Origin of the sequence: Colwellia sp. 6_MG-2023 (assembly GCF_030547765.1) — a bacterium.
Lineage (GTDB): Bacteria > Pseudomonadota > Gammaproteobacteria > Enterobacterales > Alteromonadaceae > Colwellia.
In genome coordinates, this window is the sequence record NZ_JAUOPP010000005.1 from 1 (window position 1) to 19,830 (window position 19,830).

Consider the following 19,830-nt stretch of genomic DNA (forward strand, 5'->3'; position numbering starts at 1 on the left):
TCCCTATCGTCTAGAGGCCTAGGACACCGCCCTTTCACGGCGGTAACAGGGGTTCGAATCCCCTTAGGGATGCCACTTTATTTACTTTTAAATAAAGTGTACAAAAAGTGAAGAAAGTATAGAAAGCCCACGCAATAGTTAAGTATTGCGTGGGCTTTTTTGCGTTTAAAAATTTTAAATAAAATAAAATTGTCGACAATTATTAATTTGTTTACTTGTAATTTATTCCTAATCAGCTATTATGCTTATCCAATCTTCAATTTGTCGACAATCTTAAAATATAACTAAGACTTAATTTATATGCATTTAATAAACCCTACAAAGACTACCGCAGTAACAACAGCAGATAAAGTATTTGAACAGATGCAATACGCTATTGTTGAAGGTGAGATTCCAGCTGGTAGTAAAATAAGTGAACCTGAATTAGCCAAACGATACCAAATAAGCCGTTCGACCTTACGTGAAGCGTTAAATCGTTTAGAGAAGTGCCATTTAATCGAACGTAAAGCGAATGTAGGCTCTAGAGTAGTTAGCTGTACTATTGAAGGGTTACTAGAACTTTATATAACCAGAGAAGCGCTTGAAGGAATGGCTTGTCGCCAAGCTGCATCAAATATGTCTGATCAAGAAATTGACGAGATGAAAGAAATGCTTAAAGCGCATAGTCAAACGCAAGAGTTGAAAGATGGTGTTGCTTATTATCAAGAAGAGGGTGACCTCGACTTTCATTATAAAGTGATTTTAGGCAGTCATAATAAACAATTAATTGATCTAATTTGTGGACAATTATATCACTTAGTTCGAATGTATCGATGTCAATTTGGTATGAATAGCCCGAGAGCTAGCCGTGCATTTAATGAACATTATCAAATTATTCAAGCGATTAGCGATAGAGATGGTGAGTTAGCTGAAATGTTAATGCGCCGTCACATTGCTGCATCAAGAAAAAATATTGAAAATAAAATAATGCAACAAGCGTTGTTAGAAGTTAACGAAAATAAGTAGAGGAAATATTATGACTAAGCATTCACTCGATAAACCAAAGTCTGCTGGCGCTAAATTTCGCCAAGCATTAATGAATAATAAACCACTTCAAGTTGTTGGTACTATCAATGCGTATTGCGCAATGATGGCTGAGCAATTAGGCCATCAAGCTATTTACTTATCAGGAGGTGGTGTCGCTAATGCTTCCTATGGTTTACCTGATTTAGGAATGACTTCTTTAAATGATGTCGTTGCTGATGTAGCACGTATTACTAGTGCATCTTCTTTACCGTTATTAGTTGATATAGATACGGGGTGGGGGGGAGCATTTAATATTGCCAAAACTATACGTGATATGGAGAAAGCTGGTGCTGCCGCAGTGCATATAGAAGATCAAGTTGCGCAAAAACGTTGTGGCCATCGCCCAAATAAAGAAATTGTTTCCACTGAAGAAATGGTTGATCGTATTCGCGCAGCAGTCGATGCGCGTGTTGATCCTGATTTTTTTATTATGGCGCGTACTGATGCGTTTGCACAAGAAGGCATTGAAGCGGCACTTGAACGTGCAAAGGCTTATGTGGCAGCAGGGGCCGATGGTATTTTTGCTGAAGCAGTGAAAACAGAAGAACATTATCGTGCTTTTACTGAAGCGCTAAATGTACCCGTACTCGCCAACATTACCGAGTTTGGTGAAACGGAGTTATGGAACAAAGAACAGTTAGGTGAATGGGGTTGTGGCATGGTGCTTTACCCATTATCAGCATTTCGTGCCATGAACAAAGCCGCTGAATCAGTTTATAAAACATTATTAGCTGATGGTGATCAAAAAGCTGAAATAGATAACATGCAAACACGTATGGATTTATATGATTACCTTGGTTATCACGACTATGAGCAAAAGTTAGATGCACTTTTCTCCGAAGGTAAAAACAAATAATAATAAATAAAAGCAATGACTATCAAATAATCAGCTACTAAGACTGATTGACGCATAAACAATTGAGGATGAGATGATGACTGAAAAAAAATTAAGTGGTGCAGGTCTTAGAGGACAAAGCGCAGGCGAAACTAAACTTTGTACTGTAGGTAAATCAGGTAGTGGATTAACATATTGTGGTTATGATGTGGCTGATCTCGCTGAAAATTCAACGTTTGAAGAAGTAGCTTATTTACTTTTTAATGGTGAGTTACCAAACCAAACACAATTAGATACTTATAAGTCAGAATTAAAGGCATTGCGGGATTTACCTGTTGCAGTGAAAGAAGTATTAAAACTGATTCCTAAAGAAGCTCACCCTATGGATGTTATGCGTACAGGGTGTTCTATTTTAGGTAACATTGAACCTGAAAATGACTTTTCTGAACAAAAAACGGCCGCAAATCGCTTATTAGCGGCTTTCCCTGCAATCATGTGCTATTGGTATAAGTTCTCACATGATGGTATTGAAATTGACTGTATGACTGATGAAGAATCATTAGGGGGGCATTTCTTACGTTTATTAAACCAAGAGGAGCCATCAGAGCAGCATAAACGTGTAATGGACGTTTCATTAATATTATATGCCGAGCATGAGTTTAATGCGTCAACATTTACTGCACGTGTTTGTGCGTCAACTTTATCAGATATGTTTTCATGTGTTACTGGTGCAATTGGTACGTTGCGTGGTCCACTGCACGGTGGTGCAAACGAAGCGGCAATGGACATGATTGAAAAATTTAAGTCACCAGCTGATGCCAAAGAACAAATGGCGGGTATGCTAGAACGTAAAGAAAAAATTATGGGTTTTGGGCATGCAATTTACCGTACCTCAGATCCTCGTAATACAGTGATCAAAGCATGGTCTGAAAAATTAGCGGCTGAAAACGGAGATACATCGTTATACGATATTTCTGTCGCTTGTGAAGAATTCATGTGGGACACCAAAAAGCTGTTTTGTAATGCCGATTTTTTCCACGCATCAACTTATAACTATATGGGGATTCCAACAAAACTCTTTACACCAATTTTTGTTTGTTCACGTTTAACTGGTTGGGCTGCGCATGTTATGGAGCAGCGCTCGAACAACCGTATAATTCGTCCTAGCGCTGATTATACTGGCTCTGAACCACGTGCTGTTGTGCCAATTGCACAACGATAATTAAATGTGCTCTGTTCTTTAGTTCAATTAATAAATATACGTAAGTCAATTATGCATTTTGTTATCTATTGAGCCTAAGAGAATAGTAGAGAGTTATAAAATAAATAATGAAAAGGTATTACCTCTTGAAGTTGATGCCTTTATTTAAACATTGTGTGGACTACGTTATGAATTATGATTACCGCAAACCGTTACCTGGTGAGAATATAGATTTTTTCGATACTCGTGAAGCTGTCGACAATATTAAACCAGGCGCTTATGCTAAATTACCTTACACATCGCGTGTATTAGCTGAACAACTAGTACGTCGGTGTGATCCTGAAGCATTAACCGATTCATTAAAACAAATTATTGAAGGTAAACAAGATCTAGATTTTCCTTGGTATCCTGCTCGAGTAGTGTGTCATGATATTCTAGGACAAACAGCTTTGGTTGACTTAGCAGGTCTTCGTGATGCTATTGCTGAGCAAGGTGGTGATCCTGCCAAGGTAAACCCAGTTGTACCAACACAGTTAATTGTTGATCACTCGCTTGCCGTAGAATCACCCGGTTTTGATCCAGAAGCCTTTAACAAAAACCGGTTAATTGAAGATCGTCGTAACGAACAACGTTTTCATTTTATTGAATGGACTAAAACAGCGTTTAAAAACGTTGATGTTATCCCTGCCGGCAACGGTATTATGCATCAAATTAACTTAGAGAAAATGTCACCAGTGATTCAATCCCGTGACGGTGTTGCTTTCCCTGATACGTGTGTAGGTACCGATTCGCATACGCCGCATATTGATGCCTTAGGTGTTATTGCTATTGGTGTTGGTGGTTTAGAAGCTGAAACTGTTATGCTTGGCCGCCCATCGATGATGCGTCTACCGGATATTATTGGTGTTAAGTTAACAGGTAAACGTCATCCAGGTATTACTGCGACTGATATGGTATTGGCAATTACTGAATTTTTACGTAATCAGAAAGTTGTTTCTAGCTACTTAGAATTTTTTGGTGAGGGAACTAAATTATTAACTATTGGTGACCGTGCAACAATATCAAATATGACACCAGAATATGGTGCATCAGCTGGTATGTTCTATATTGATGAACAAACCATTGATTACTTAAAAATGACTGGTCGAGAACCAGCGCAAGTCGCATTAGTTGAAAATTACGCTAAACATACTGGTTTATGGGCTGATGATTTAGTTGAGGCCGAATATCCACGTGTTATCGAATTTGATTTATCTACAGTCACACGCAACTTAGCTGGACCTTCTAATCCACATCGTCGTTTAGCTACGGCTGATTTAGTGTCGAAAGATATAGCTAAAAACTTAGATGCTTGTAAAGCGCAAGAAGCTAATGGTGAAATGCCCGATGGGGCAGTAATTATTGCGGCTATTACTTCATGCACAAATACCTCTAATCCACGCAACGTTGTTGCTGCAGGTTTGATCGCTAAACGTGCCAATGAACTAGGTTTAATACGTAAGCCTTGGGTTAAATCGTCATTTGCACCAGGTTCAAAAGTTGCCAAGCTTTATTTAGAAGAAGCAGGACTACTTGCTGAAATGGAAAAATTAGGTTTTGGTATTGTTGGTTACGCTTGTACTACCTGTAATGGTATGTCAGGGGCCTTAGACCCTAAAATACAACAAGAAATTATTGACCGTGATTTATATGCAACAGCTGTATTATCAGGTAATCGCAACTTTGATGGCCGTATTCATCCATACGCTAAACAAGCCTTTTTAGCATCACCGCCATTAGTAGTTGCTTATGCGATTGCGGGTACAATTCGTTTTGATATTGAAAGAGATGTATTAGGTCAAGATCAAAATGGTAATGATATTACTTTGAAAGATATCTGGCCATCAGATGAAGAAATTGATTCAATTGTGGCTTCTTGTGTTAAACCTGAGCAATTTAAGAAAATTTACACGCCTATGTTTGATTTGGGTGCGTTTGAACCTGCCGAAAGTCCATTATATGCGTGGGATGAAACCAGTACTTATATTCGTCGTCCTCCTTATTGGGAAGGAGCATTAGCAGGTAAGCGTACGATGAAAGGTATGGTACCACTAGCTGTGCTTGGCGATAACATCACAACGGATCATTTATCACCATCAAATGCTATCCAGTTAAACAGTGCCGCAGGTGCGTATTTACATAAAATGGGCTTACCTGAAGCAGACTTTAACTCATACGCAACGCATCGAGGCGATCATTTAACGGCTCAACGTGCAACTTTTGCTAACCCAAAACTTTACAATGAAATGTGTAAAGATGATAACGGTGAAGTAAAACAAGGCTCTTTAGCTCGTATTGAGCCAGAAGGCACTGAATCACGGATGTGGGAAGCGATTGAAACCTACATGGAGCGCAAGCAGCCATTAATTATTATTGCAGGAGCTGACTATGGTCAAGGCTCTTCACGTGATTGGGCTGCAAAAGGTGTGCGCTTAGCGGGTGTTGAAGTTATTGTTTCTGAAGGCTTCGAGCGTATACATCGTACTAACTTAGTTGGTATGGGGGTATTACCTTTAGAGTTTACTCAGGGTGAAACACGTCATACTTATGGTATTGATGGTACTGAAACCTATGATGTTGAGGGCTCAACAGCGCCTGGCGCAACCATGACAGTTGTGATGACACGTCGTAATGGCGAAGTTGTTAATATACCGGTTAAATGTCGTTTAGATACCGCAGAAGAAGTGTCGGTTTATGCCGCAGGTGGGGTATTACAGAAATTTGCCAATGACTTTTTGGAGTCAAATGTTTAAATGATATTTTAGTCTTTATATTGGTTGGAAGTGTTTATGGATGTTTATTAATTTAACACTGTCGCTTTTGGCTAAAACCAAATTGAAGACTAAGGTTTTACTTTAAATAGATTCAATATGTTGAGTTTTATGAAAATGGCACATTGTTCCTCACCGATCATGTGCCATTTTTTAATAAATAAGCTAAATAGCAAAGGAAAAAAATAATGTCTTCAGTTCCTCAAGTGAAAATTCCTGCTACGTATATTCGTGGTGGCACGTCCAAAGGTGTCTTTTTTAATTTAACTGATTTACCAGAGCGCTGCCAAGTTGCAGGTCAAGCGCGTGATAATATGTTGTTACGTGTTATTGGAAGCCCTGATCCATATGGCAAACAAACTGATGGTATGGGGGGAGCAACATCATCAACTAGTAAAACAGTAATTTTGGCAAAAAGTGATCAAGTTGATCATGATGTTGATTACTTGTTTGGACAAGTTGCGATTGATAAAGCATTTGTCGATTGGTCTGGTAATTGTGGCAATTTAACGGCGGCAGTTGGTTCCTTTGCGATTATGTCAGGGTTGGTTAGTCCTGAACGTGTGCCAAAAAATGGCGTTTGTACCGTACGTATTTGGCAAAAAAACATTTCAAAAACCATTATTGCTAAAGTGCCTATCATTAATGGTGAAGTACAAGAAACAGGTGATTTTGAACTTGATGGTGTTACTTTTCCTGCAGCTGAAGTGCCTGTTGAATTCCTAGCGCCTGTTGACCCTTCTGAAGCAATGTTTCCTACGGGCAATGTCATTGATCAGCTAGACGTTCCAGATGTCGGTACATTTACCGCATCTTTGATTACAGCTGGTATTCCGACCATTTTTTTAAATGCGGATGAAATTGGTTATACCGGTACTGAATTACAAGAGGCGATAAACAATGATGAAGTAGCACTAGCGCGTTTTGAAGCTATTCGTGCGTATGGCGCAATTAAAATGGGATTAATTAACGATATTGCAGAAGCAAAAGATCGACAACATACCCCAAAGATTGCCTTTGTTGCAAAGGCACAAGATTATACAACTTCAAGTGCTAAACAAGTGAGTGCAACAGAAATAGATTTACACGTTCGTGCTTTATCGATGGGGAAACTGCATCACGCAATGATGGGTACTGCTGCTGTTGCTATTGGTACTGCAGGTGCTATTCCTGGTACGGTCGTTAATTTAGCTGCGGGTGGTGGTAAACGTGAATCGGTTGTTTTTGGTCATCCTTCAGGGACTTTAAAGGTTGGCGCTGAAGCAATAGAGATTGACGGGCAATGGCAGGTAACAAAAGCAATTATGAGTCGAAGTGCAAGAGTACTTATGGAAGGTTGGGTACGTATTCCTAGCGATAGCTTTTAATTATAACCCTAGTACTTTAGCCTAGTTACGTAAAATATTGCTTTGCATTCACGCCTAGTCCGTTTATAACAGAACTTATATTAATGATTTAAGGACTTTTATTATGGCTAGGCTTCTTAACACTATCAGTTGTGTTTTATTCACATCAATGGTTTCAATGACTTTATCCGCAGCAACACTCACTGTAGCAGATAATCTTATTGTTACTGAAATTGATAATAAAGCCGTGGAACATGGCTTACTCAGTAAAAAGTCTACTTTTGAACTTAACTCCGGGAATTATGCGCTGATAATGCATTATAAAGATGTATTTGAAGATTTGGATTTTGCTGAAAATAGAGTGGTTAAATCAAAAGATTTTGTTGTTAAGCTTGCTGTTAAAGAAGAAAGTAATCTCAATCTTGATACCGTTGCTATCAAAAACCTAGCGCAAGCTGAATCATTTTCTCAATCGCCAGAATTGATATTAAAAGATGAAAAAAATAAACGAATTAATATTACATTAGAAACACTAGAAAATTACAAAATGGCTCAGCAGGTTAATTTAGCCGTTAATACCTATGTTGCAAAACAAACTATGCAGAAAAAGACAGTCTCATCATTAGAAAAAAATGTTGCTGTTACTCAATCGAGTACTTCTTTAAACGATAAAGTAACTGTCGTACAGGACTCGGGTAACACTTTGATACAAGTTGATGCATTGACTATGTTAAAATATTGGTGGCAAAATGCTTCAAATGAAGAACGAAATCATTTTACGCAATACATGACAAGCAAGAAATGATTTTTCTATCAAAATTAATTTTGGCTAAATTGTGTAAATTAATATTTAGCAATCATAGGGACAAAAAATGTTAAAATTGTTAACTAAACCTTGGACTAGCGCCTTTGTCATGGGTGTTACTTTTGTGTGTATGTCACCTCAACAAGTGCTAGCAAATACACAAAACTCAGGGATTGAAGTAAGAGGGCAAGGAAGTGTATTGGCCGTACCTGACGTGTTTTCATTATCAGTATCGATAATTGAAAAAGGGCACTTCACTGATAAAATTAGAGCCATTGTTGATCATAAAAGTAATCAAGTGGTCGATGTTGCAACAAATTTAGGTATTAAACCAGAGAATATAAATTCAGCCAGAGTTTCTTTACGTGTAATTAAAGACGAGACCGAAGTCAATCTACGGGGCGTTGAAGTTATACAAACGTTACCGAATCATCAAAAAAGTAAATTAACCATTGATACTAACTCGTCTAATAATGTGACGACTGTGCAACCTCAGTATTTTGAGTTAAGCAGAAACATTACCATTAACTTCTCAGATATAAAAGATTACGACCAGTTTCTAAATTCGATCATAAAAATTGGAGTACATCGAATATCACCTTTGAGTATGTCAATTGGGAATAGTGATAAATATTATCAACAGGCTTTATCAATAGCGATTGACCAAGCAAAAGCAAAAGCTATGCAAATTGCTAAACAAACAGAACAATCGTTAGGGAAGTTGATTTATGTTCAAGAGACAAGTAGTAATCATTATAGACCTGTCTATAGTGCTTCAATGAAAATGAGTGATTCTTTTGAACAACATAGTTCACAAGTAGGAAATCAAGCGATTAATGCGAGCGTTTTGGTGAAATACTCCATAGATTAGTTAATAATTTAGCTAAATTAAAGTTTCCGTTAGATAAAAGCTTTAATTTATGTGGCTTTCAAGGTATGTTATGCCTTTTAAGCCCTCTTTAAATCTTTGGATAATATCATTGGTTAATAAAATTGAATTTTATCAGGAGTTATTAGCGCAAACAGAAGCGTTAATTTTTGATGAAATAGACCCTATCGCCAACATGGCAAATATATCTGCTCTTCTTTTTGATGCGTTAGATCAAGTTAATTGGCTTGGATTTTACCGTGTTATTGACGAACAGCTTGTTTTAGGCCCTTTTCAAGGTAAAGTCGCTTGTATTCGAATTCCTATTGGAACCGGTGTTTGTGGTACTGCTGCCCAAACAAAAATGACGCAACGTGTTAATGATGTTCATCAATTTGATGGTCACATTGCTTGCGATGCAACAACGAATGCTGAAATTGTTATTCCAGTTCAGGTTAACGGTGATATAATAGCGGTTTTGGACGTTGACAGTACCAGCTTTGCTCGTTTTGACGAAGAAGACCAAAAAGGTTTAGAAGCAATAGTAAAGGTATTTGAACAAACTTTATTAGCCAGTGATGAAAAAGTAACACGATGAAAGAATTTGTAGTTATACATGACTATCTAGTTACAGCAGAAATTGTTGGTGACTGGGACGGCCAAGAAGAACTTGTTGTCGAAAAGATTAATGAAATTTACCATACATTCTATGACTTAGCAGAAGAAGATATAGAGACTGAAGTATTAGAGCAGCTATTAGCTTTAATATGGGATAACTGGATTGGGCAAGATGAATTACCTGATGTAGAATCCGATGATATTTATGATTGGTGTCGTAATATCTTAGAGAATCGAGACCAGCACCTACAAACACAAGATTATTAATTTAAACTATTTAACTGAAACTGTATAAAAGTTGTATTTATGGAAACTGAAATTAAACGTATAAGCACTAAAGATATCATTACTTATTTAACAGAAAAATTTCCAGAATGTTTTTCTGTTAAGGGCCCAGTAAAACCTTTAAAAGTGGGGATATTCCAAGATTTAGCTGAAAAGCTAAGTGATGATGAAACGGTTAGTAAAACTCGTTTACGTCAAGCATTAAGACATTACACAAGTAGTTGGCGTTATCTTAAAGCGATAAAAACCGGTGCTTTCCGTGTTGATATTGATGGAAAAGATGTTGCTGAAATTGATGAAGAGCAAGCAAATTATGCAAGCAAAACATTAAAAGAAAGCCAAGAGAAATTTGGTAAAACACCTGCATCTAGTAAAAAAGCTCAAGGTGACAAAAGAGCTCCTAAAGCTAATACCTCTAAAAGTAATGATAAATCTTCTGATGAAACAAAACGTGATTCAGCTAAATTTAAGTCAGTTAAATCGACTAAACGTAAAGATGTAAAAAAAGAGTTACCGCCATTGAAAAAAGTGGATTCAGCCACAATAAAAGTAGGTAACAAAGTAAAAGTTCAATTAGGTAACTCACCTATGAATGCAACTATTACTGAAATTGCAGGGAAAGACATTAGTGTTCAACTTGACTCAGGCATGACCATTAAAACACAAATGCAAAATATATATTCGTAATCAAATTTTGGTTATTTAGTTTGAATATTAGTCATAGTTTGGTTAATTATAGTTTGGAGTAATGTGCATGCAAAAATTTTGTCGTATAGCACTTGCCGTATCTTTATCGGTAAGTTTTTCAATTAGTAGCTATAGTGCTTTTGCATTTGATGATACAGCTAAAGAGTTAACACTGCCGGTACTTGCGCCTGAATCTCAGCATGTAACCGCAACTAAGCGTATTACGGCAAGGTTTACGCGAGGCCATTATAAGAAAGTAAAAATTGATGAAACCCTCTCTCAAGATGTTTTCGATCGCTATATTAAACAACTAGATTATTCTAGAAATGTTTTTTTAGCCTCTGATATTGAGAAACTTCAAAAACAGAGCTTAGATTTTGATGATGTCTTTGCTCGAGGGCAATTAAGCGCGGCTTACGATATTTATAATTTAAATATGCAGCGCCGTTTAGAGCGTTACCAATATGCGCTAAACTTAATTAATCCTGAAGTAACTACTGTTAAGTCAGGCGATGAGGAAGTTCAAAAGTCACCTTTTGATTTTAGTAAAGATGATGTTTACGCTTATGATCGTGAAGACGCTGCTTGGCCTAAGTCTATTGCTGAATTAGATGAGCTGTGGCGAATCAAAGTTAAGTCTGATGTATTAAACCTGCTACTTACAGGTAAAGAGTGGCCAGATACGCAAAAAGTACTCACTAAACGTTATAAATATGCAATAAAACGCATTAAACAGAGTGAAAGTGAGGATGTTTTTCAACTCCTAATGAATAGCTTTGCTCGTGTTGTAGAGCCACATACTTCATATTTATCTCCTCGTAATGCTGAACGCTTTCAAATGGAAATGAATTTATCACTTGAAGGTATTGGTGCAGTTTTACGTGCAGAAGAAGATTATACTGTTATTCAAAGTGTCGTTAGTGGTGGCCCAGCCGATTCATCTAAAGCCTTAAAACCCAAAGATCGTATTGTTGGCGTAGCACAAGCCGATAAAGATTTTGAAGATGTTATCGGTTGGCGTTTAGATGATGTCGTTGAAAAAATTAAAGGTCCTAAAGGGACTACTGTTAGGCTACAAGTATTATCTGGTGAGTCTGATGATATATCAGAAGTAAAAGAAGTCACTATTGTTAGAGATAAAATCAAATTAGAAAACAAAGCTGCTAAATCTGAAGTTTATTTTAAAGGTAGTGGCATCGAAAAAGCGAAAGTTGAAAGTGATGACATTGACAATGCTGAAGCTGACAAAGTTAAAGGCAAAGTTATTCCTCAAATTGAACATGATAAACAAGGTGAAAAGTTAGGGATAATTACAATTCCAAGCTTCTATAACAATTTATCTAGCGACGTAAAAAAAGAATTAGAGAAGTTAAAAGAGCAAGAAGTACAAGGTATTATTATTGATTTACGTGGTAATGGTGGTGGCTCTTTACCTGAAGCAACATTATTAACAGGATTATTCATTGATAAAGGGCCTGTTGTTCAAATAAGAAATGGTGCTAACCGTGTTGATGTTCATCGTGATAAAGATGGAATTAGCTATTATGATGGACCACTTACTGTAATGGTTGATAGATATAGTGCATCTGCTTCTGAAATTTTTGCTGCTGCTATACAAGATTATGGCCGTGGCGTGATTGTCGGCGAACATACTTTTGGCAAAGGTACTGTACAACAGCATCGTGGTTTAGGCCGTGTATATGACTTATATGAAAATCCATTAGGCAGTATTCAATACACTATCGCAAAATTTTATCGAATTAATGGTGGTAGCACACAGCACAGAGGCGTTTTACCTGATATTGCTTTTCCTACGGCAGTAAACCCTGAAGAGTGGGGCGAAAGTAAAGAAGAAAATGCACTACCATGGGATCAAATTGATAGAGCACAATATTCTAAATTACATGATGTGACGAAAGAGGTCACTTATTTAACCTCTTTATACAAAGAGAGAATTAAGAACAATAGTGAGTTCAACTATTTACTTGAAGATATCGAAACGTATAAAGCAGAAAAAGATGATAAAACAATTTCGTTGAATTTAGAAAAACGTAAAAATAAACGTGAAGAACGTAAGAACAACCGACTTATTAGAAATAATGAACGACTAGTTAAAATGGGTAAAGAGCCTGTTAAAGACTTGGATGATTTACCTGATGAATTGGATGAGCTAGATCCCTTTCTTGATGAAACAGCACGTATTACCTTTGACTTTGTCAATTTAGGTAAAGTAGCTAAAAACTAGAAAAGATCGAATTAAGAAAGCCGCCCTAAGGGCGGCTTTCTTGCCTTAGAAACAAGGTATTTATATTTATTTAAAGTGAATAAATAATCAAAATATAGCGCATAAATAATAAATAATAAAAACGAACATAAAAAGGTTATTTCATAATATGTCAAATCAAGTACCAACAGAAAATCAATCACCAATACAGAAGAAAGAACCCAGTATGCTGGACTCTGTTATTCCTTTAATCGCCTTGGTGATTATGCTTACTGCTTCAGTTTCATATTTTGCGGATAACTCTTCCTTTGGTCCTAATCAAATAGCGCTATTATTAGCGATGGGAATTGCGATTCTTATTGGGCTAAAAAATGGTCATCAATGGGAAGATATCGAGGCAGCGATCGTTAAAGGAATCTCAATCTCGTTAGGGGCAATTTTAATTTTATTAACTGTTGGAGCACTCATCGGGACTTGGTTACTTTCAGGTACAGTACCCACAATGATTTATTATGGTTTACAAATTATTGATCCAAGCTGGTTCTACGCTGCTTGTTGCCTTGTTTGTGGCATTGTTGCTATGAGCATAGGTAGCTCTTGGACAACGGCTGCTACAGTAGGTGTTGCTTTTATTGGTATATCAAATGGCTTTGAAATGTCTACTGCGGTTACTGCCGGTGCTGTTATCTCGGGTGCTTATTTTGGAGATAAATTATCACCACTGTCAGAAACAACTAACTTAGCCCCTGCTGTAGCCGGTAGTGAGTTATTTGATCATATACGTTATATGTTGTGGACGACCATTCCTTCTATTGTCATCGCTCTTGTTTTGTTTTTAATTATTGGATTTAATCATTCAGCTGGAAATATCGAGAGTACGGATACAATTCAAAAATTAACTGCAACCTTAGATGAAACATACAACATATCAGTCTTCAACTTGATCCCGTTGTTTATTTTATTAGCATTAGCATTCAAAAAAATGCCTGCATTTCCTGCTGTTGCAATTGGGGCTATTATTGGTGCTATTTGGTCTGGAATTTTTCAACAAGAATTAATTTTATCAATGGCTGAAAAAGGCATCTCTAATTCTACCGCTTATATTACTATCATTTGGACTGCTTTTTTTGATGGAATAGTGGTAAACACGGGTAATACAGAAATTGATAAATTACTAAGTCGTGGTGGTATGTCGAGTATGCTCAATACTATTTGGTTAGTGATGTGTGCTTTAAGTTTTGGGGCGGTATTAGAGCGTCTTGGTATGCTTGCTAAATTTGTTAAAACAATTCTAAAAACAGCTAAGTCAGTCGGTAGTTTAATTACCAGTACAATGGCAACGTGTATTGGCACTAACTTAATTACAGCTGATCAATATATGGCGATTGTGATGCCGGGTAGAATGTTTAAAGAAGAATATCATCGTCGTGGACTTCACCCAACTGTACTCAGTAGAACACTGGAAGATTCTGGTACTATTACGTCACCATTAATACCATGGAATACCTGTGGCGCATTTATGTTTGGCGCACTTGCACTTACTTCTTATGATTACATATTTTATTGTTTTTTTAACTTAATAAACCCTGTTATTGCTGTTATTTATGCTTACACCGGATTTAAAATTAAAACACTCGAGGAAGATGTATAACTACTTTTTAACTTACCTTTTATTAAGGTAGCTTTATTTTTATCAGATATTTGGATCATTTATGTCTCAAACTGCTGCACACTTTTTAGCGGACTACCGCCCATCACCTTTCACATTACAAACGGTGAATTTAACCGTTGAACTTGACGATACAAGTACTCGTGTTATCAATGAAATGACAGTATCTCGTCAAGGTGAGCATCAAGAACCATTGGTTTTAAATGGTGAGCAACTAACCCTAATATCTATTTATATTAACGATGAGCAATTATCTACAGAACATTACCAGCTATCTGAAAATAGTTTATCTTTAAGCACATTAGAAAATGATTTTAAATTAACGATTGTTACTCGTATTAACCCTGTTGAAAATACTTCTCTAGAGGGGTTATTTAAGTCAGGTGATGCCTTCTGTACTCAGTGTGAGGCTGAAGGTTTTCGTCGTATTAGCTATTATTTAGATAGACCCGATGTAATGGCTGTTTTTACGACAAAAGTTATTGCTGATAAGTCGCTATACCCTTATTTATTATCTAATGGTAATAAAATTGAACAAGGTGATTTAGACCATAACAAACACTTTGTTACGTGGCATGATCCCTTCCCAAAACCTTGCTACTTGTTTGCACTCGTGGCAGGAGACTTTGATTTATTAACGGATAGCTTTACGACTTGCTCTGATCGTGAAGTAGCGTTAGAAATATTCGTTGATAAAGGGAATTTACATAAAGCTGAACATGCGATGGCCTCGTTAAAAAAATCCATGGAATGGGACGAACAAACCTTTGGATTAGAATATGATCTTGATATTTACATGATTGTTGCCGTTGATTTCTTCAATATGGGGGCGATGGAAAATAAAGGTTTAAATGTTTTTAATAGTAAATATGTCTTAGCTGATAAAGATTGTGCAACAGACAGCGATTATTTTAATATTGAAGCGGTAATAGCACATGAGTACTTTCATAACTGGACAGGTAACAGAGTCACTTGTCGTGATTGGTTCCAACTGAGTCTAAAAGAAGGATTAACCGTTTTTCGTGATCAACAATTTAGCGCAGATATGCATTCAAGTGCAGTAACACGCATTCAAAATGTACGAGTATTACGGTCACAACAGTTTTCTGAAGACGCTGGTCCAATGGCACATCCTATTCGTCCGGAACAAGTTTTAGAAATGAATAATTTCTACACCTTAACTGTATATGAAAAAGGTGCAGAGGTAATTCGTATGTTGCATACATTACTAGGCAAAGATAACTTTAGATTGGGTATGGATCTTTATTTTAAACGCTTTGATGGTATGGCAGTTACCTGTGATGATTTCATTAATGCTATGAGCGATGCTGCTAATAAAGATTTATCACAATTTAAGCTTTGGTATAGTCAGTCAGGTACACCATCAATTAGAGTAAGTGAGCATTTCGATGAAGCGGGGGTTTATAGCTTAACATTAGCTCAGCAATCGCCTATTACCACTAAGCAAGTTGCCCCTCAAGCGTTACATATTCCTATTAAACTTGAACTTATTGTTATTGTTAATGGTGAAACAGCCGTTCAAGAACATATGGTTGAATTAACTGAAGATGATCAAACATGGCATTTTAAAGGTTTTGAAACAAAGCCAACTATTGCGTTACTAGCTGATTTTAGTGCGCCAGTAAAAGTTAACTTTGCTCAGGATGATGATGATTTATTTACTATTATTTCAAAAGCAAAGAATAGTTTTTGTCGATGGGATGCAGGACAAAAGTTATTGATGTCGTACATAAAATCTTTAACTTTACTGCCTGAATTTGTTATTCCAACCCAGCTTTTAACATGTTTAACCGAGCTATTAAACTCAAACGATGATGCCGCTTTTATTGCTGAGCAGCTTATGCTACCTAGTTTTGATGAAGCAGCAGATATTATTGAGCAAGTAAACCCTATTAACTTAGTTAATGCTTTACAAAAACTTTCTTTATTCATTGCAAAGGGAATAGAACAACCTTTATTACAAAAACTACGAGATTGTCAGACATTGTTACAAAATAGCAATTTATCTGAAGCAGAAGTAACAGTAAATAAAGCATTAAAAAATATCTGTTTACATTACTTAGCATCTTTAGAGCAGCACGCAACGCTTGTTGAGCAACAATTCAATGAATCAGACAATATGACTGATTCACTTGCCGCATTAACTTGTAGTGCCAAATACAATCTAGATGGCTTTACCGCACAAATGCAAGCTTTTGAAGACAAGTGGCAAGATACATCCTTAGTTATGGATAAATGGTTTTCATTATCTGCCAGTCTTGTGAGTGAAGATATTTTTACTCAGTTGGGTAACTTAACTGAACACAAGTTATTTACACTGAAAAACCCTAACAGAGCCAGATCACTAATAGGCGCTTTTGCTATGAATAATCCTCGCTATTTTCATTGTGTGTCAGGCAAAGGCTATGAATTTTTAGCAGAAAATATTGCTGCTCTTAATGCTATTAACCCACAAGTAGCATCAAGACTCATAACACCGCTAATTCAATTTAATAGTTTTGCCCAACCACATAAAGAATTAATGAAGGCGCAATTATTGAAATTACAAACTCTGCCACATTTGTCTAATGATTTGAAAGAAAAATTAGATGCATCACTAACAATGTAAATCCAACCTAGGCTGATGTGGTATTTATGCATGCATCAGTCTATATTTTTAAAGAATGAAATTAGCATGAAGTATTATTTTTCATTAAATATATCTAGGGAAGAATTTTTTCCTTATTACCGCGGTGAAATTTTATCAATAGTAGTAACTAGTAATTTAGGAACTAAGGTCCAATTTCCAGCAATGCATTTACGGAATCATTTAACAAGTAGTGGAATTTCCGGTCACTTTTGTTTGGAAACTGAAAATAATAAATTTTTATCTTTAAGAAAGTTATCATAAAAAAATATTTTTTAAATCCAATAGAGTAATAGCTTTAAACAGAGGTCTGACCATTAAATGACTTGTTTAAGTGGATTTTTCTTTAGAAACAACCGTTATTTCATTAACTTAGTTGTAATAATTTTTTCGAATAATTTTTAATTTCAAACAAATGTTTTAAACGTATGATGGTTTATGTAATATAATTATCTGCAAATCTTTATATTACAGCTATTTAACTATTATTTTTGCACTTGCTACCTAATGAAAATGATGCAATTATTGGCTAACTATCAAATTGTGTATTAACCTTCACATTTGTGGTTTAAAAATAAAAAAATAAATAACGATTTTAAGTTTTGGTAAATATCTGCTTTTTACGTTTAACTAAAAAGAGAATATTTTAAATTATTTGATTCGCTTCAGGGGAGAAACAGAATATGAAATATAACCCTCGCAGGTTTTCTAAAAAACCAATAGCAGTTGGTATTGCTGCAGCACTTTCAATGACATTTTTAGGTGCAAGCCTAAATAATGCCGAAGCTGCAAGATGGGACTTTGGAGATGTAGAAGTTAATTTTGATTCTACTTTTAGTGCTGGTAGTAGTTGGCGAACTGAAAACCGAAATTGGAATGATAATGTTGCTATAGCAAACAATCCTAATAATGGTCTTGATTTTAGTCAATATAATGCGGTTTTTAATGCCAACCCAACAAAAGAAACTATCTGGCAAGGTCAAGGTGGTTACTCTGCAAATGGTGATAACGGTAATTTAAATTATGATCCTGGTGAATCATTTTCACAAATACTTAAAGGTACACACGAATTAGATATTCATTATGACGGTATGGGTGTTTTCCTACGTGGTATGTATTATTACGACTTTGCCATGATGGATAGTGATCGAGATTGGACCAATCAAATTAGTGGTCAAGTTAATGACCCGTGTAATGATAGCGAAGCTAAAGAACAAGTTTGTGCTGATGTGCGTATACTTGATGCTTATGTTTACGGTAATTTTGATATTGCCGATATGCCGTTCTCTGTTCGTGTCGGGCAGCAAGTGATTAGTTGGGGGGAAAGTACCCTCATTGGTCATGGTATTAGTGAAATAAACCCAGTAGATATTTCACGTTTAAGAGCGCCTGGAGCAGAGTTAAAAGAAGCGTTTATTCCATTCGGTGCTGTTTGGGGCTCTTTGGGTATTACAGAAAACTTTAATATTGAAGCTTTTTATCAATACTCATGGGAAAAAACTATTTTACCCCCACCAGGCAGTTATTTCTCAACGAACGACTTTGCTGGTGATGGCGGCGATAATAATAATGTACAACTAGGCTTCTCAGGTAATCCAGATATTGATGTTAATACGTTAATGGCTGGTTTAAATCAACTGGGCGATTTATTAAGAGCCGGTTCATTAGACAGTGCTTCAGCGGCACAAGCTTATTTAGCTTATCCAACGAAAGTTACGCTTCGATCACCAGGTGAAACTGCTGAATGGCGACCTGAAAATGGAGGTCAATATGGTTTGCGTTTTTCTTGGTATTTACCTGAATTAAATGAAACAGAATTAAGCTTGTACTATGTAAACTATCATAGCCGTCGCCCATTATTCTCAGGTCAAACAGCGGACTTTGGTGCTGCCTCTATTGGTGCTGATCTTGCGCAAATAGCCACAAGTCAAATTACCACAGAAAATCTTTATGATCTGAGTACTTTTTCACAAGTAAAACTTGCTTATCCTGAAGATATTAAAATGTATGCAATGAGTTTTAATACAACATTAGGAAATACTGCGGTTGCCGGTGAAATTAGTTACCGTGAAGATGAGCCATTGCAAATTGATGATGTTGAATTACTTTTTGCTGCAATGCCACAACAGTTGTTTAATGCTGGCTTAAGAGATGATTTGAACAATATATCTCAACTTAAGGATGACACTACAGGTTTGCCTTATGCTTCAGGTGTTACAGCCAATGGTTTTATTTTAGCGGATACCGTTCAAGCACAAATGACCATCACCCACTTATTTGGTCCAATGTTAGGCGCAAGCCAATTTGTTGGGTTAGTTGAAATTGGCGGGATCAATATCAGTGACATGCCTGATGAAGATGTACTACGTTTAAATGGTCCGGGTACGTCAAGAAATGGTGGTGTAGCTGCAGCACCAGGATTAGAATTAGGTTTACAAAATGGTATAGAGACTAACCCATTCCCAACGGCTTTTGCTTGGGGTTATAAAATGGTTGGTAAGCTTGATTACGCTAACGTGTTTTCTGGGGTTAATGTAAGTCCTCGTATCGTTTTTTCACATGATGTGAAAGGTATAACGCCTGACCCATTATTTTTATTTATTGAAGATCGAAAATCTGTAGCGCTTGGTTTTACTTTTGATTACCAAAGCACCTGGAAAGCAGATATAAACTATAACAGCTTCTTCGATGGTGTTGGCACGACTAACCAAATGGAAGATCGTGACTACATATCACTTAGCATAAGTTATTCAATTTAGGAGAAGTCACA

The 19,830-nt window shown here is 36.5% G+C and carries 15 protein-coding genes; all 15 read left to right on the top strand.

What is annotated here, in order from left to right:
• Nucleotides 1-300 precede the first annotated feature (300 nt).
• The 15 genes from Q4503_RS04485 to Q4503_RS04555 all read left to right on the top strand — a co-directional run bounded on the left by Q4503_RS04485 (nt 301) and on the right by Q4503_RS04555 (nt 19,819).
• Nucleotides 301-1,005, top strand: a complete 705-nt coding sequence (locus Q4503_RS04485; protein WP_303601494.1) for a GntR family transcriptional regulator — start codon at nt 301-303, stop codon at nt 1,003-1,005.
• Between the two features lie 10 nt (nt 1,006-1,015).
• On the top strand, nt 1,016-1,921 hold the full coding sequence (prpB, locus tag Q4503_RS04490) for a methylisocitrate lyase (RefSeq protein ID WP_215971537.1): 906 nt from the start codon (nt 1,016-1,018) through the stop codon (nt 1,919-1,921).
• 76 nt (nt 1,922-1,997) lie between these two features.
• A complete protein-coding gene (gene prpC, locus Q4503_RS04495) occupies nt 1,998-3,122 on the top strand; it encodes a 2-methylcitrate synthase (RefSeq protein WP_303601495.1) in 1,125 nt (374 codons plus the stop codon).
• Nucleotides 3,123-3,289: 167 nt separating this feature from the next.
• Nucleotides 3,290-5,893 carry a Fe/S-dependent 2-methylisocitrate dehydratase AcnD gene (acnD, locus tag Q4503_RS04500; protein WP_303601496.1) on the top strand — a complete coding sequence of 868 codons (2,604 nt, stop codon included), beginning with the start codon at nt 3,290-3,292 and terminating at the stop codon, nt 5,891-5,893.
• 206 nt (nt 5,894-6,099) lie between these two features.
• Entirely contained in the window at nt 6,100-7,278 is a 1,179-nt protein-coding gene (gene prpF / locus Q4503_RS04505; RefSeq protein WP_303601497.1) for a 2-methylaconitate cis-trans isomerase PrpF, read from the top strand.
• Nucleotides 7,279-7,381: 103 nt separating this feature from the next.
• Complete coding sequence (locus Q4503_RS04510; protein ID WP_215971533.1) at nt 7,382-8,062, top strand: DUF2057 family protein; 681 nt, start codon at nt 7,382-7,384, stop codon at nt 8,060-8,062.
• Between the two features lie 67 nt (nt 8,063-8,129).
• Entirely contained in the window at nt 8,130-8,933 is an 804-nt protein-coding gene (locus Q4503_RS04515; RefSeq protein ID WP_303601498.1) for an SIMPL domain-containing protein, read from the top strand.
• 70 nt (nt 8,934-9,003) lie between these two features.
• Nucleotides 9,004-9,528 carry a GAF domain-containing protein gene (locus Q4503_RS04520; RefSeq protein ID WP_215971531.1) on the top strand — a complete coding sequence of 175 codons (525 nt, stop codon included), beginning with the start codon at nt 9,004-9,006 and terminating at the stop codon, nt 9,526-9,528.
• The gene (locus tag Q4503_RS04525; protein ID WP_215971530.1) at nt 9,525-9,815 is read left to right on the top strand and encodes a hypothetical protein; all 291 of its coding nucleotides are present in this window, start codon (nt 9,525-9,527) and stop codon (nt 9,813-9,815) included. Before Q4503_RS04520 ends, Q4503_RS04525 begins: the two co-directional genes overlap by 4 nt.
• A 39-nt stretch (nt 9,816-9,854) precedes the next feature.
• Nucleotides 9,855-10,520: an RNA chaperone ProQ gene (gene proQ, locus Q4503_RS04530; protein WP_303601499.1), complete on the top strand. Its 666-nt coding sequence runs from the start codon at nt 9,855-9,857 to the stop codon at nt 10,518-10,520.
• 67 nt (nt 10,521-10,587) lie between these two features.
• Complete coding sequence (gene prc / locus Q4503_RS04535) at nt 10,588-12,765, top strand: carboxy terminal-processing peptidase (RefSeq protein WP_303601500.1); 2,178 nt, start codon at nt 10,588-10,590, stop codon at nt 12,763-12,765.
• Between the two features lie 148 nt (nt 12,766-12,913).
• Nucleotides 12,914-14,395, top strand: coding sequence for a Na+/H+ antiporter NhaC (gene nhaC / locus Q4503_RS04540; RefSeq protein WP_215971527.1), 1,482 nt, complete (start codon nt 12,914-12,916; stop codon nt 14,393-14,395).
• A 61-nt stretch (nt 14,396-14,456) separates the two neighbouring features.
• Nucleotides 14,457-17,042: an aminopeptidase N gene (pepN, locus tag Q4503_RS04545; protein ID WP_303601501.1), complete on the top strand. Its 2,586-nt coding sequence runs from the start codon at nt 14,457-14,459 to the stop codon at nt 17,040-17,042.
• Nucleotides 17,043-17,108: 66 nt separating this feature from the next.
• Nucleotides 17,109-17,324 (top strand): DUF2835 domain-containing protein, encoded by a 216-nt coding sequence (locus tag Q4503_RS04550; protein WP_215971596.1) that lies wholly within the window; start codon nt 17,109-17,111, stop codon nt 17,322-17,324.
• Between the two features lie 419 nt (nt 17,325-17,743).
• On the top strand, nt 17,744-19,819 hold the full coding sequence (locus Q4503_RS04555; RefSeq protein WP_303601502.1) for a DUF1302 domain-containing protein: 2,076 nt from the start codon (nt 17,744-17,746) through the stop codon (nt 19,817-19,819).
• The last annotated feature ends 11 nt before the right edge of the window (nt 19,820-19,830 follow it).